Origin of the sequence: Prescottella equi, assembly GCF_020171745.1 — a bacterium.
Classification (GTDB): Bacteria; Actinomycetota; Actinomycetes; order Mycobacteriales; family Mycobacteriaceae; genus Prescottella; species Prescottella equi_A.
This window is the reverse complement of record NZ_JAIVAH010000020.1, coordinates 95,424-108,679: the sequence shown is the minus strand read 5'-3', so window position 1 is coordinate 108,679 and position 13,256 is coordinate 95,424. Positions and strand designations below refer to the sequence as shown.

The window sequence follows — 13,256 nt, the reverse complement described above, 5'->3', positions numbered from 1 at the left end:
GGTACCGCCTACCGCGCGGTGCGCCTGCGGTACAGCGTCGTCGCGGCGCCGTACCCCACCGCGGCGATGGCGACGCACCACGCGACGGCGAGCCACGCGCTGTTGCCGATCGGCGTCTCCATGAGCAGCCCGCGCACCGTCTCGATGACCGGCGTGACCGGCTGATTCTCCGCGAACCACCGCAGCCACGTCGGCATCGTCTCGGCCGGCACGAACGCGCTGCTGACGTATGGGAGGAACAGGATCACGAAGGTGAATCCGTTGGCGGCCTCCGGATTCTTCGCAAGCAGGCCGAGCGCGGTGGACAGGTACGACAGCGCGAACACGAACAACGCGAGCACGCCGACGACGCCGAGCCAGCGCAGAGGGTCCGCAGTCGGCCGAAATCCCATCAGCAGTGCGACGGCCACGACCAGGGCCGTGGTGATCAGATTGCGGACGACGCTCGCGAGCACGTGGCCGTTGAGCACCGCCGAACGTGCGATGGGCAGCGTCCGGAAGCGGTCGACGATGCCGTCCGTCATGTCCGCCGACACGCTCACTGCCGTCGTGGCCGAGCCGAATGCGGCGCACAGCAGGATGATTCCGGGCACCACGTAGTCGATGTACGCGCTGCCGGTGTCGATCGCGCCGCCGAAGACGTACACGAACAGCAGCATCAGCATGATCGGCAGCGCGAGCGCGGTGATCATCGTGTCCGGACTGCGGGTGATGTGGGTGAGATTGCGCCGCAACATCGCCCACGAATCCGCAAGCACGGTCGGCTCGTCGCGCCGGGGTGTGAGTGTCGTCATCGGACCTCTTCCTTCCGCTCGGTGCCGGTCAGGGCGAAGAACACGTCGTCGAGATCGGGGGTGTGCAGGGCGAATCGCTCGACGGACAGTGTCCGGTCGTCGAGGCGGCCGAGGATGCTTCCGAGGGATTCGATGCTGCCGTCGGTGGGGATCGTGAGCGACGACGTCTCGGGGTCGAAGACCGCTTCGGGCAGCGCGGCGGCGGCCGCGGCAGCCTGCGCGCCGTCGTGGAGCCGGAGCTCGACATGACCGCCGGGGACGAGGCGCTTGAGTTCGTCCACCGACCCCTCCGCCACGATCCGGCCGCCGTCGAGGACGGCGATGCGGTCGGCGAGGGCGTCGGCCTCGTCGAGATACTGGGTGGTGAGCAGGATGGTGGTGCCCTCGCGCACCAGTTCCCGGATCATGTCCCACATGTCCCGGCGGCTGCGCGGGTCGAGTCCGGTGGTCGGTTCGTCGAGGAACAGCACCTGCGGCCGGGCAACGAGGCTCATCGCGAGGTCGAGGCGGCGGCGCATGCCTCCCGAATACGTGTCGGCGCGGCGGTCGGCGGCGTCGACGAGGTCGAACCGGTGCAGCAGTTCGCCGGCGCGGTCCCGGGATTCGCGACGGCCCAGGTGGTGGAGTTCGCCCATCAGCACCAGGTTCTCGCGTCCGGTCAGGAGCTTGTCGACCGAGGCGTACTGGCCGGTGACGCTGATGTCGGCGCGGACCGCACGGGCCGCCGACGGCAGCGCGTGGCCCGCGACCTCGACCTCTCCCGCGTCGAACGGCAGCAGCGTGGACAGCACGCGAACCGTGGTGGTCTTGCCGGCCCCGTTGGCTCCGAGCAGGGCGAACACGGTGCCCGCGGGTACCCGCAGGTCCACGCCGTCGAGCACGGTCCGTCCGGCGAAGGACTTGCGCAGGCCCGTGACCGAGATGGCGTGGCCGGGCTGATGTCGGGTCATGATCTCTCCTCCCCAAAACTGCGTATGTGATACACAACTGTTTAGACCATACGCAGTTTTAGGATGAGCGCAAGAGTCCGACCGGAATGACAGGCAGGAACAATGACGCGGATGGACGCCACCGACGGCGCGGCCCTGCCTCGATTCGTGGAGCTGGCCTGGGGGCTGAACGAGGCCGGCAGGCGCGGACCCAAGCGCGGGCTGAGCGTCGACGAAATCCTCGACGCCGCCATCGAACTCGCCGACGAGGAAGGCGTCGCCGCACTGTCGATGGCCCGGGTCGCGAAGCAACTGGGATTCACCACGATGTCGCTGTACCGCTACGTCGAGAGCAAGGACGAGCTGCTCGAATTGATCGCCGACCGGGTCATCGGCACACCACCGGAGATCCCGTCCGACCTGCCCTGGCGGGAGGGCCTCGAGGTGTGGGCGAGAGCCGAGTACGACGCCCTGATGCGACACCGGTGGTGGCTGCGCCTGCCGATAAACGGTGCGCCCCTGGGGCCGAACAACATGGCCTGGCTGGACGCGGCTCTCCGCTGCCTCGCGCCGACCGGACTGCCGGAGGCGCTCAAGGTGCAGGTGGCGCTGAACGTCTCGGTCCACGTCATCGGCCGGGCGCGGTTCGCACTCGACCTCGCCCCGGACGCCGAGCCGGACGACTACGCGAGCATCCTCTCGCGGGTGCTCGACCCGGCGCGGTTCCCTGCGCTCGCGGCAGCCCTCGACGCCGGCGCGTTCGCCGACGACGGCGTCGAGTGGGAGGACTCGGACTTCGGGTTCGGGCTCGGCCTGCTCCTCGACGGTATCGAGCGTCTCGTCGCGCGGTACGACTCCCGGAGCGCGGCCGAGGATTCGGGCTCGGAATCCTGACGTGGCCGACCGCACCGCACGCCGGCGTCCGGCGAAGAAGACCGCGCGCAAGACCGCTCCCGTCCCGGCGGTCCCGGCGCCCGCACCCGGCGAGCGGGTGTGGATGCTCGACGTCCCGCACCGCGTCAGTGCTCCCGGCGCGTCGTGGAACAAGAAGCTGCGCTGCCACGTCCACGTCGGCCGCGAGCTTCCGGCGGTGCTGGCACCGTTCGCCGCCAAGCCGTACAGCTATCAGCAGTGGATCGAGGACGACTTCAACGGGACACGGGGCCCGTCGGCGACCTCCGCTCCCAAGACACCGCGGCCCGAGCAGCTCGAGGCGGGTCGTGCGATCGCGGCCGCCGCCCGGCATGGGATGCGCGGGATGGCGCTGTTCGACGACGTCGGGATGGGCAAGACGATCTCTGCGGTCATGGGCGCGAAGGAGGTCCTCGATCGACGCGGCGGCACGAATGTGCTGGTGATCGTCGATCGGCCGACCGCCATCACGATCCCGTCGTGGCGTTCGACGATCGCCGCGGTCGGAGACGGCGGACACCGATGGATGATCTGCTCGCCCGATCAGCTGAAGAAGCTGATCGCCGCCAACGGCCGACCGAAGTTCTCCTTCGACGTCGTCATCGCGGACGAGGCGCAGAACTTCCGGCACGATTCGCAGCGCACCGACTACATGCGCCGCATCACGAAGATGCTCGCGGCACCGGCCAAGGCTCCGTTCCTCATCGCCGTCACGGCGACCCCGGGACATCACCCCGGTGAGTGGCGCTACATGTCGTCGCTGTTCGCGCAGATCCATGGCGAGGACCCGTCCGAGTGGGACGATCTCGGGGCGAGGCTCGCCCGTGCCGGACTCCCACTGGCCCGCAAGTTCGGCACCTGGCAGTGGTCGCCGGAGGCGGTGGAGCGGGTGTCGTTGCAGGCCGAAGCCGTCGCGACCGTGCGGGGCTGGCTCACCGAGCACGACCCACCGCTGATGCTCCACCGCGACTCCCCGTGGGGACCGGCCCCGATCGACGGCCTCGGCGTCGAGCTGACGCTCGCCGAGCAGGAGCAGTACGACCTGGAGTGGGGCGAGTTCCGGCGCGAGATGGGACTGGCCCGCACCGGATCCGATACCGCGCGTGGCCTGGCGGCGCTGCTCCGGTTCCGGCAGAAGGCGGGCATGATTCGTGTACCGCACACCGTCGATCTCGCCGCGGCGTACGTTGCACGGGGCTATCAGGTGCTGGTCGCTGCGGAAATGGTCTCGACCGCGGCCGACCCGATCGCGGACGCCCTCGAGGCCCGCGGCGTCCCGGTCGCCCGGATCTTCGGGGGTCGCCCTGACGCCGAGGAGCAGCGGCTGCGGTTCCAGCGCGGGGAGGCGGCGGTCTGCGTGTTCACGACCACCACGGCGATCAGCCTGCACGCGAACGAACAGCTCGCCGACGGGACGAGTGCGACGTCGACGCCGCGGATCGGGCTGTTCCATCAGCCGCGGTATTCCGGGATCGCAGCCCGCCAGACCGTCGGCCGGGCGCACCGCGACTACCAGGTGTGCCCCTGGTTCCTGCTGTACAGCGAGGGCACCGTCGAGGAGCAGGCCGCCGCGACGATGGTGCAGCGGCTGTTGGTGGCCGCCGCGTCCGTCGACGGCGACCTGAGCACGCTCACGGCGATCGCCGAGCTGTTCGGTGCCGCGTGGCTGCCGTCCGACGCCATCGGCTAGCGGAACGCTCGGATCCTCACGTACACACGCCCGGGCTCGTAGGCTCGGGACGTCACGTCGAGAACGCTGGAGGTGCCGTGGTGGTGGAGAAGTCGGACGAGATCCGGTCCCGAGTCGGGAAGCTCATGCCGACGGCCCGCGACGAACTCGCGACGCTCGTCGGCTTCCGTTCCATCGCCGATCCCCGCCAGGCGCCACCGGAACAGTGCACCGGGGCGGCGAAGTGGGTCGCCGACGCCTTCCGTGCGGTCGGCATCGGCCACGTCGGCCTGGTGGAGACGTCGGACGGGTCGAAGGCCGTCGTCGGGCACCAGCCGGGCCCGGACGGCGCCCCGACGGTCCTGCTCTACAGCCACTACGACATCCAGCCCGCCGGCGACGAGGCGCTGTGGCACTCACCGCCGTTCGAACTCACCGAGCGGGACGGCCGCTGGTACGGACGCGGAGCCGCCGACTGCAAGGGCAACGTCGTGATGCACCTGCTGGCGCTGCGCGCGCTGGCGTCGGTGGGGGACACGTTCCCGGTCGGGATCCGCATCGTCTCGGAAGGCTCGGAGGAGATGGGCACGGGCGGCCTCGAGGAACTGGTGCGGGACCGGCCCGAACTGTTCGAGGCCGACGTCGTCGTGATCGCCGACACCGGCAATGTCGCGGTCGGCCAGCCGACGGTCACCACCAGCCTGCGCGGGATCGCGAACGTCGTGGTGCACGTGGAGACCCTGGAGGGAGAACTGCACTCGGGCATGTACGGCGGATCGGCGCCCGACGCGCTCGCGGCCCTCGTGCAGATGCTGTCGACGCTCCGCGACCACGGTGGCAACACCGTCGTGGACGGACTCGACACCGCGCAGGACTGGGACGGCGCGCAGTATCCGGAGCAGCAGTTCCGCAAGGACGCCGGCGTGCTCGACGGCGTGCGGCTCACCGGGTCGGGCTCGGTCGCCGACGCCGTGTGGGCGCGGCCCGCGCTCACCATCCTCGGCATCGACGCGCCGCCGGTGGTCGGCTCGGCCGCGGCGATCCAGCCGCGCGCGTCGGCTCGTCTGAATCTGCGTGTGCCGCCCGGAATGGATCCCCACCGGGCGCAGGACGCGCTCGTCGCCCATCTCGAGGGTGCCGCGCCGTGGGGCGCGCACGTGCGTGTGGAGCGCGAGGCTGTGGGAGCGCCGTTCCGGGCGCAGACGTCGGGACCGGGTTACGCGGCCCTGCAGGCAGCGCTCGAGACCGCGTACGGCCATCCGCTCGCGGTGGCGGGGCAGGGCGGGACGATCCCGCTGTGCAACGTGCTCGCCGAGCAGTTCCCCGACGCAGAGATCGTCCTCATGGGGGTGGAGGAGCCGCAGGCGCTCATCCATGCGCCGAACGAGAGCGTCGATCCCTCCGAGATCGAGAACCTCGCCGTCGCCGAGGCCCTGTTCCTGCTGGGCCTCGGCGGACGGGGAAAGTGATCGGCCGGGCGATCAGACGGACAGGTCGCGGCGCAGCTTCGCGACGTGGCCCGTGGCGCGCACGTTGTACTGCGCGACCTCGATCTTGCCGTCCTCGTCGACGAGGAACGTCGAGCGGATGACGCCCTGGACGACCTTGCCGTACATCTTCTTCTCGCCGAACGCGCCCCACGCGGTGAGCGTCGTCTTCTCCGGGTCCGAGAGCAACGGGAACGTCAGGCCCTCGTTGTCCCGGAACTTCGCCAGCTTGGCGGGCTTGTCGGGGGAGATGCCGACGACGTCGAGGCCGGCGCCGTTGAGCTCGGCGAGGCTGTCGCGGAAGTCGCACGCCTGCTTGGTGCAGCCCGGCGTGCTCGCGGCCGGGTAGAAGTACACGATCACCTTGCGGCCGCGGTAGTCGGCGAGCGATACCTCGTTGCCGTCGGCGTCGGGCAGGGTGAACTCGGGAGCGATGTCTCCGGGGGCAAGCCTGTTGTCGGTCACAGCGAGTGAGGCTACCGAAGCGATACGACGGGTGCGGTCTGCGCCGCGGACGCCCGTCTGTTCTACGGTTGTGTCGAGCTGTGCCGGTAGCGTCACCGGCACAGCAGCGGACAGCCGCATCATTCGAACCAGTTGGAGGACACGTGCCCAGGGACACCGAGGCCATCGAGCGGGACATCGAGAACGCCCGCAATCAGCTCGCGCAGACACTCGACGTGCTGTCCGTCCGTGCCAACCCGAAGCGGCTGGTCGAGACGACCAAGCACAACGTGCTCGCGAAGCTGAACGAGCCCGCCGTCAAGGCCGCGCTCATCGGTGCCGGTGCCGTCGTCGGGCTCCTGGTGCTGCGCAAGATCTTCCGCTGACCCGAGCGGCCACCGACCCCGAACGGGACATCAGGACACACCTTCCAACGGATCGTGTGACCTGATGTCCCGTTCGTCGTTGCTCGGTGTGGTGCGGTGCGGTGCGGTGCTCGCACGACGTGCTCCGGAAACGGCGAAGGCCCCCCGCACGATGTGCGGGGGGCCTTCTCGGTGCGCCCACAGGGACTCGAACCCCGGACCCAGTGATTAAGAGTCACTTGCTCTACCAACTGAGCTATAGGCGCATGCCCATTTGCCGGATAACCGGCTGCTAGTGAACTAGCGTGCGCCCACAGGGACTCGAACCCCGGACCCAGTGATTAAGAGTCACTTGCTCTACCAACTGAGCTATAGGCGCATTGCTCGTCGCGAGGTGTCCCTCGCTCGGTGCGATGAGAACATTAGCGGACCGCTTCCAGCGAAAGCAAATCCGTGCCACTGTAACTGCTGCGGCGCAGGTAGCGATTGGTATTCGACCGTTACTCGACCCTCCGGCACGTCGCCGGAGAGCGCCTCGTGGGACTGGCATCATGCAGTGGCGCGGGCGTCGGACGGATAGCGGTTCCGGTGCGTGGGCGGGGCACGCCAGGCGGGTGTGTCGTGGCTGTTGTGGTTGTGAAGTGGGGTTTTCATGAAGATCGGTCGCGGGGTCGAGAGTCGGCGCGGCGGGCTAGTTGGACGTTCGAAGGTTCCGGTGGTCGTCGCGGCGCTGGCTGCGGCGCTCGGGGTGGTGATGCTCGTCACCGGATGCACCATCTCGACAGGGCCGGCCGGTGCATCGACGTCGTCCGACGCGCCCATCGACTCGAATCCGCTCCTGTCGTTGATCAAGCCTGTGGTCACCACGACCGTCACCGACGGGGCCGTGGGATTCTCGCCCGGTGATCCGGTCGTCGTGCGGGTGGCCGACGGTCGACTGGTCGACGTCGAACTGCGCAATCCCGATGGCCGCGCCGTCGCTGGTGTGGTCGCCCCGGACGGACTGTCCTGGACCAACACCGAACCGCTCGGCTACAACCGCAAGTACACGCTGCAGGCCGACGCGTACGGGCTCGGCGGCTCGTCGTCGACCACCCTCACCTTCACGACAAGTGCGCCGGGCAACCTCACCAAGCCGTACGTGATGCCGGGCGCCGGCAGCGTCGTCGGGATCGGCCAGCCCGTCGCGGTCCAGTTCGACGAGAACATCCCCGATCGCAAGGCGGCCGAGGCGGCCATCGAGATCGTCACGGTGCCGCCCGTCGAGGGCGCGTTCTACTGGCTCAACAACCGCGAGGTCCGCTGGCGCCCGCAGAACTACTGGGCGCCGGGGACCAAGGTGACCGTCGACGTCAAGGTTTACGGCCGCGACCTCGGCAAGGGCATGTTCGGCCAGGAGGATGTCCACTCCGCGTTCACGATCGGCGACGCGGTCGTCATCACCGCCGACGACGACACCAAGCAGGTGACGGTGAACGTGGCCGGCAAGGACGTCAAGACGATGCCGACGTCGATGGGCAAGAACAGCACCCCCACTGACAACGGCGTCTACATCATCGGCGACCGGTTCGACCATCTCGTGATGGATTCGTCCACGTACGGCGTGCCGGTGAACTCCGCGGATGGTTACCGCACGCCCGTCGACTGGGCCACGCGAATGTCCTACAGCGGCATCTTCTTCCACTCGGCGCCCTGGTCCCTGAGCGAACAGGGCAACACCAACACGAGCCACGGTTGCCTGAACCTGAGCCCGTCGAACGCGAAGTGGATCTACGACAACACCAAGCGCGGCGACATCGTCATCGTCGAGAACACCGTGGGCGGGACACTGTCCGGCACCGACGGCCTGGGCGACTGGAACGTCCCGTGGGAGACCTGGCGCGCCGGGAACGCATGAGTCCCGATTACTCTGGATGTGACCGAATCGTCCGAAGGAACGGGAGCTGAACGTGGAATCGGTGGGAGTCGGGGACCTGGTTCAGGCAGCGGGCAATGCGGGCCCGTGGACTGTTCTCGAGGTCCGGCACGGCATGGCACTCCTCGAACACGCCGACGGCCACCGGCTGTCGCGACGGACGACCTCGCTGACCGTGGTGCGCAAGGCGGAGCCTGGTTCCGCGGCCGTGGCACCCGAGTCGGCTGACGGCGACGGCGAGTCGCCCACGCTGTTCGACTAGCGATATGACACGAAGCCCCCCGCCGCGGCGGGGGGCTTCGTGCTTGTCTGCCACCACATACAGAAGCGGCCGGCACCTCGAGGGTGCCGGCCGCTGCCGTTAAGCCTGTGGCTGTCAGCCCTTCGGCATCAGCGCGAACGCGAGGCCGATGGCGGACGCGAGACCGCCCAGGAGACCAGCTGCGACGCCGGCCCACTGAGAGAGTGCTCCGAGCTGGCCCATTCCGGCCGCATCGATAGAGCCCATGTCTATCCCCTTTTCTTCCGATTCAGTCGGTTAGTGCTTGGTTGCCTGAATCAGGCGATGCCGAGCATCGTGACGACGGTCAGGATGGCACCCAGGCCACCGAGGAGGCCGCCGGCGAGCTTGACGAAGCCGTTGATGGCGGTGATGTCGGGGTTGCCAGCGGCGTCGAGAGAGGACATTTCGTCTCCTGTTGTGAGGTGTCGGGATGAAGTAGTGACATACGACATGTCGTCCGTAGAAGATGTCGTGCGTCACAGTAGAGAACGGGTGAACAAACGGTTAAGAAGAGGTCTCACTGAGTGGGACTTGTGTGTTTTTCCTGGTCAGGAGGGTTTGTTCCTACCGCCCGGTAACGAAAGGTGAATTAGGTCACTTTTCTTGTTCTACCTCGCGTTTTGCGCACTTGTCGTCAAGTTTGGGGCCCTTCCGGCCGCGACAAGTGCGCAAAACGCGAGAGGTGAGAACTGGGGAGGGGTGGGTGGCGCTGAAGGGTGCGCGGCGGGCCGGCGAGAGGCGGATCAGGTCCGGAAACGAGAAAAGCCCCGGCGGATGCCGGGGCTTTTCTTCGGGGTGACTGACGGGACTCGAACCCGCGACAGCCAGGATCACAACCTGGTGCTCTACCAACTGAACTACAGTCACCATCACTGTCGCTTCCGGCGGGGCCGGTTGCTTCAGCGAGATGAATACTAGCCTGTCGGTTGAGGAAAGGGCCAATCGCCTGGTCAGGCGGGCCCTAGCTCGTCTACGACGGCCGCGATCTCGGTGGTCGAGGGACCCGGATCGGCGACGAAGGCCGTGCGTCGGTAGTACTGCAGCTCTCGGATCGACTCCTTGATGTCCGCGAGCGCCCGGTGCGACAGGCCCTTCTCGGGCTGGCCGAAGTAGATCCGGGGGTACCAGCGTCGGCACAGTTCCTTGATCGAGCTGACGTCGATCATGCGGTAGTGCAGGTGGGAGTCGAGTTCGGGCATGTCGCGGGCGATGAAGCCGCGGTCGGTCGCGATCGAATTGCCGGCGAGCGGCACCGTTCCCGCGACGGGGACGTGTTGGCGGATGTACGCCAGCACCAGCTGCTCGGCCTCGGCGAGCGTCACTGTGGAGGCGCGCACCTCTTCGGTGAGGCCCGACTTCGCGTGCATCTGGGTCACGACGTCGGGCATGTCCGCCAGCGCCGCGTCGTCGGCGTGGATCACGATGTCCACGCCTTCGCCCAGGATGTTGAGGTCGCTGTCGGTCACCAGGGCCGCGATCTCGATGAGCTTGTCCGAACCGAGCCGCAGCCCCGTCATTTCACAATCGATCCATACCAATTTGTCTTGCACGAGAAACACAGTAGTCAGGCGCCGTCGGGATATTGTCCACGGTGGAGAACTTCCCGCACGCTTTCTGCTCGAGGAGGACGTCCATGACGGTTGATCCGAGTGCCGACGGTGACGCGCAGGCGCCCGCGGAGAAGACGAGAACCGCCGAGGCCGCCGCCGAGATCGCGGCCGGGTACTCGTCCGGCGGCGCGGCCCTGGAGCTGGGGACGGTCGTCGTCGACGACGTCGTGGATCCGTCCGCACGCGTGCGCATTCCGCTCGCCACCGTCAACCGGCACGGGCTCATTGCGGGGGCCACCGGTACCGGTAAGACGAAGACACTCCAGGGCATTGCCGAACAGCTCTCGGCCGCGGGTGTTCCCGTCGTGATGGCCGACGTGAAGGGTGATCTGTCGGGGCTGTCCGTACCCGGTGCGGCGAACGACAAGATCGTGGCTCGTGCTCGGGAGACCGGCGACCCGGGCTGGGCGCCGACGGGCTACCCGGTGCAGTTCGTCTCACTCGGAACCGAGGGCATCGGCGTCCCGGTGCGCGCGACGATCACCAGCTTCGGCCCGATCCTGCTCGGCAAGGTGCTCGGACTGAACGCGACCCAGGAGTCGACACTCGGGCTGATCTTCCACTGGGCCGACACCCGCGGGCTCGCGCTGTTGGACCTCAAGGACCTGCGGGCGGTGATCGCGCACCTGACGTCGGACGAGGGCAAGGCCGATCTGAAGGGGATCGGGGGAGTATCGGCCGCGACCGCCGGCGTGATCCTGCGAGCTCTGGTGAACCTCGAGGCGGACGGGGGTGACACGTTCTTCGGTGAGCCCGAGTTCGAGACGGAGGATCTGCTCCGTGTCGCCGACGACGGCCGCGGCGTCGTCACCCTGTTCGAACTCGGCGCGCAGGCCGCGCGCCCGGTGATGTTCTCGACGTTCCTGATGTGGGTGCTTGCCGACCTGTTCCAGACGCTGCCCGAGGCGGGTGACCTGGACAAGCCCAAGCTCGTGTTCGTCTTCGACGAAGCCCACCTGCTCTTCGCGGACGCGTCCAAGGCGTTCCTGGCGCAGGTGGAGCAGACCGTCAAGCTGATCCGGTCGAAGGGCGTCGGCGTGTTCTTCTGCACGCAACTGCCGACGGACGTGCCCAACGCCGTGCTCTCCCAACTCGGCGCCCGGGTGCAGCACGCGCTGCGGGCCTTCACCCCGGACGACCAGAAGGCACTCAGGACGACGGTGCGCACGTATCCGACCACCGAGCACTACGACCTCGAGAAGGCGCTGACGTCCCTGGGGACGGGCGAGGCGATCGTGACGGTGCTGTCGGAGAGGGGCGCGCCGACGCCCGTCGCGTGGACCCGGATCCGGCCGCCGCGGTCGCTCATGGACACGATCGGCGACGACGGGATCCGTACTGCCGCTGCCGCGAGCGCACTGCAGCCGAAGTACGGCGGGACGGTCGATCGTGAGTCGGCGTACGAGCTGTTGACGGCCAAGGTGGCCGGTGCGCCGAACGTCGACCCGACGTTGGACGTGCCACCGCTGCCGGATCTACCCGACCTGCCGCCGGCGCCGGCCCCTGCTCCGGAAGGTCCGAGCATGGCGGAGCAGGTTCTCGGCAATCCGGCCGTCAAGAGCTTCCTGCGGTCCGCGGCGTCGGCGGCGGGGCGGGAGATCTCGCGGAGCATCTTCGGGACCGGGCGCAGACGTCGGAGGTGACTGCGCCCGGTACCGAACAGGATCAGTCGAAGAGCACGACGCCGCGAATGTTCTTGCCCTCGTGCATGTCGATGAAGCCCTGGGCGATGTCGTCGAGCTTGTAGGTGGTGGTGACGAGCTTGTCGAGTTCGAGCTTGCCGGCCTTGTACAGCTCGACCATCCACGGGATGTCCGCGCTCGGGGCGGAGGCGCCGAACAGCGAGCCCTGGATGCGCTTCTGGTAGAGCGTCAGCTCGAGCAGGCTGATCGGTAGCCCGACGTCCTCCATCTTGCCGAGACCGGTGACGACGCACGTGCCGGCCTTGCGGATCGACGAGAAGGCCTGCGCGACATGCTCACCCGTGGTGACACCGACCGTGACGATGGCCGCGTCGGCGCCCTGCCCGTTGGTGAACGAGTGCGCGATCTCGGTGGCCTCCTCCATCGTGGCGACGGCGTGGGTGGCGCCGAACTCGAGTGCCGCATTGCGCTTGAACTCGACCGGATCGACCGCGATGATGTACGACGCACCCGCGTGCGCCGCGCCCTGGACGGCGTTGATGCCGATGCCGCCGATGCCCATCACGATGACCGTGTGCCCGGGGTAGACCTCGGCCGAGTTCACGGCCGCGCCCCAACCGGTACCGACGCCGCAGCCCAGCAGGCACAGGGTCTCGAGGGGGAGATCCTTGTCGACCTTGACGGCGGAATCGATGCTGACCGTGGTGTATTCGCTGAACGTGCCGAGCCCGCAGGTCTGCGCGACAGGTGCGCCGTCGAGCGTCAGCCGGTAGCTGTTCGGGTCGTCGGGTCGGCCGCCGGTCATGATGGCAGCGCCGCGGTCGCAGAGGTTCTGCAGGCCCTTGGCGCACCAGCGGCAGCGGCCGCAACCGGCGAGGAACGAGAAGATGACGTGGTCGCCCACCTCCCAGCCGACGGTGTGCGGTCCGACTTCGACGACGATGCCGGCGCCCTCGTGGCCGCCACAGATCGGGTAGCGGCCCACGCCGTGGTCACCCTTGGCGATGTGATCGTCGGAGTGGCACAGGCCCGACGCGACCATCTTGACGGTGAGCTCGTTCTGGCGGGGGCCCTCGAGTTCGAGTTCGACCACCTTGTAGGTGCCGGGCGCTTCGGTGATGACAGCGGCGCGGGTCTTCACAGGGTTCCTCCTGGCTGGATCGCGATGTTGTGGTGCGCATCACTATCTGCCCGGATGGTCTGTT

Annotated in this window: 14 protein-coding genes and 3 tRNA genes; 7 read left to right on the top strand and 10 right to left on the bottom strand. The window is 68.2% G+C overall.

Annotated elements, in window-relative coordinates; all coding sequences use genetic code 11:
* Window positions 1–8: 8 nt before the first annotated feature.
* Both LCL87_RS17285 and LCL87_RS17280 read right to left on the bottom strand, forming a co-directional pair.
* Complete coding sequence (locus LCL87_RS17285; RefSeq protein ID WP_510850795.1) at window positions 9–794, bottom strand: ABC transporter permease; 786 nt, start codon at window positions 792–794, stop codon at window positions 9–11.
* Window positions 791–1,744: an ATP-binding cassette domain-containing protein gene (locus tag LCL87_RS17280; RefSeq protein WP_225021794.1), complete on the bottom strand. Its 954-nt coding sequence runs from the start codon at window positions 1,742–1,744 to the stop codon at window positions 791–793. Before LCL87_RS17280 ends, LCL87_RS17285 begins: the two co-directional genes overlap by 4 nt.
* Before the next feature lie 111 nt (window positions 1,745–1,855).
* On the opposite strand from LCL87_RS17280, the gene LCL87_RS17275 reads away from it, so the two are divergent.
* The 3 genes from LCL87_RS17275 to LCL87_RS17265 all read left to right on the top strand — a co-directional run bounded on the left by LCL87_RS17275 (window position 1,856) and on the right by LCL87_RS17265 (window position 5,773).
* The gene (locus LCL87_RS17275) at window positions 1,856–2,617 is read left to right on the top strand and encodes a TetR/AcrR family transcriptional regulator (protein ID WP_225021791.1); all 762 of its coding nucleotides are present in this window, start codon (window positions 1,856–1,858) and stop codon (window positions 2,615–2,617) included.
* A 1-nt stretch (window position 2,618) separates the two neighbouring features.
* The gene (locus tag LCL87_RS17270; RefSeq protein WP_225021789.1) at window positions 2,619–4,325 is read left to right on the top strand and encodes a DEAD/DEAH box helicase family protein; all 1,707 of its coding nucleotides are present in this window, start codon (window positions 2,619–2,621) and stop codon (window positions 4,323–4,325) included.
* A gap of 77 nt (window positions 4,326–4,402) precedes the next feature.
* A complete protein-coding gene (locus LCL87_RS17265; RefSeq protein WP_225021788.1) occupies window positions 4,403–5,773 on the top strand; it encodes a dipeptidase in 1,371 nt (456 codons plus the stop codon).
* A 12-nt stretch (window positions 5,774–5,785) separates the two neighbouring features.
* On the opposite strand, the gene bcp is transcribed toward LCL87_RS17265, so the two are convergent.
* Window positions 5,786–6,256 (bottom strand): thioredoxin-dependent thiol peroxidase, encoded by a 471-nt coding sequence (bcp, locus tag LCL87_RS17260; RefSeq protein WP_225021786.1) that lies wholly within the window; start codon window positions 6,254–6,256, stop codon window positions 5,786–5,788.
* Window positions 6,257–6,399: 143 nt separating this feature from the next.
* On the opposite strand from bcp, the gene LCL87_RS17255 reads away from it, so the two are divergent.
* The gene (locus LCL87_RS17255) at window positions 6,400–6,621 is read left to right on the top strand and encodes a DUF3618 domain-containing protein (RefSeq protein ID WP_225021784.1); all 222 of its coding nucleotides are present in this window, start codon (window positions 6,400–6,402) and stop codon (window positions 6,619–6,621) included.
* Window positions 6,622–6,793: 172 nt separating this feature from the next.
* Here the strand turns inward: LCL87_RS17255 and LCL87_RS17250 are convergent.
* Both LCL87_RS17250 and LCL87_RS17245 read right to left on the bottom strand, forming a co-directional pair.
* A tRNA-Lys gene (locus LCL87_RS17250) sits at window positions 6,794–6,866 on the bottom strand.
* A gap of 40 nt (window positions 6,867–6,906) precedes the next feature.
* Window positions 6,907–6,979 (bottom strand) — tRNA-Lys (locus LCL87_RS17245).
* A gap of 273 nt (window positions 6,980–7,252) precedes the next feature.
* Between LCL87_RS17245 and LCL87_RS17240 the strand changes: the two genes are divergently transcribed.
* Together LCL87_RS17240 and LCL87_RS17235 are read left to right on the top strand one after the other, a co-directional pair.
* Window positions 7,253–8,497, top strand: coding sequence for a L,D-transpeptidase (locus LCL87_RS17240; protein WP_510850794.1), 1,245 nt, complete (start codon window positions 7,253–7,255; stop codon window positions 8,495–8,497).
* Between the two features lie 52 nt (window positions 8,498–8,549).
* Window positions 8,550–8,777: a hypothetical protein gene (locus tag LCL87_RS17235; protein ID WP_225021782.1), complete on the top strand. Its 228-nt coding sequence runs from the start codon at window positions 8,550–8,552 to the stop codon at window positions 8,775–8,777.
* A gap of 114 nt (window positions 8,778–8,891) precedes the next feature.
* On the opposite strand, the gene LCL87_RS25950 is transcribed toward LCL87_RS17235, so the two are convergent.
* The 4 genes from LCL87_RS25950 to orn form a co-directional block, all read right to left on the bottom strand.
* Window positions 8,892–9,023 carry a hypothetical protein gene (locus LCL87_RS25950; RefSeq protein ID WP_510850793.1) on the bottom strand — a complete coding sequence of 44 codons (132 nt, stop codon included), beginning with the start codon at window positions 9,021–9,023 and terminating at the stop codon, window positions 8,892–8,894.
* 50 nt (window positions 9,024–9,073) lie between these two features.
* A complete protein-coding gene (locus LCL87_RS25945) occupies window positions 9,074–9,202 on the bottom strand; it encodes a hypothetical protein (RefSeq protein WP_510850792.1) in 129 nt (42 codons plus the stop codon).
* A gap of 390 nt (window positions 9,203–9,592) precedes the next feature.
* Window positions 9,593–9,665, bottom strand: a tRNA-His gene (locus LCL87_RS17230).
* Between the two features lie 83 nt (window positions 9,666–9,748).
* A complete protein-coding gene (gene orn, locus LCL87_RS17225) occupies window positions 9,749–10,348 on the bottom strand; it encodes an oligoribonuclease (RefSeq protein WP_225021780.1) in 600 nt (199 codons plus the stop codon).
* 83 nt (window positions 10,349–10,431) lie between these two features.
* Between orn and LCL87_RS17220 the strand changes: the two genes are divergently transcribed.
* Complete coding sequence (locus LCL87_RS17220; protein WP_225021778.1) at window positions 10,432–12,051, top strand: helicase HerA-like domain-containing protein; 1,620 nt, start codon at window positions 10,432–10,434, stop codon at window positions 12,049–12,051.
* A gap of 22 nt (window positions 12,052–12,073) precedes the next feature.
* Here the strand turns inward: LCL87_RS17220 and LCL87_RS17215 are convergent, their stop codons facing one another.
* Window positions 12,074–13,192, bottom strand: coding sequence for an NDMA-dependent alcohol dehydrogenase (locus tag LCL87_RS17215; protein WP_225021776.1), 1,119 nt, complete (start codon window positions 13,190–13,192; stop codon window positions 12,074–12,076).
* Window positions 13,193–13,256 lie beyond the last annotated feature (64 nt).

What these genes read in the sequence shown, in the direction of transcription:
- LCL87_RS25950 (WP_510850793.1), bottom strand. Translation starts at nt 9,023, where the DNA reads ATGGGCTCTATCGATGCGGCCGGAATGGGCCAGCTCGGAGCACTCTCT.
- LCL87_RS17220 (WP_225021778.1), top strand. Translation starts at nt 10,432, where the DNA reads ATGACGGTTGATCCGAGTGCCGACGGTGACGCGCAGGCGCCCGCGGAG.
- LCL87_RS17280 (WP_225021794.1), bottom strand. Translation starts at nt 1,744, where the DNA reads ATGACCCGACATCAGCCCGGCCACGCCATCTCGGTCACGGGCCTGCGC.
- LCL87_RS17275 (WP_225021791.1), top strand. Translation starts at nt 1,856, where the DNA reads ATGGACGCCACCGACGGCGCGGCCCTGCCTCGATTCGTGGAGCTGGCC.
- LCL87_RS17240 (WP_510850794.1), top strand. Translation starts at nt 7,253, where the DNA reads ATGAAGATCGGTCGCGGGGTCGAGAGTCGGCGCGGCGGGCTAGTTGGA.
- LCL87_RS17285 (WP_510850795.1), bottom strand. Translation starts at nt 794, where the DNA reads ATGACGACACTCACACCCCGGCGCGACGAGCCGACCGTGCTTGCGGAT.
- LCL87_RS25945 (WP_510850792.1), bottom strand. Translation starts at nt 9,202, where the DNA reads ATGTCCTCTCTCGACGCCGCTGGCAACCCCGACATCACCGCCATCAAC.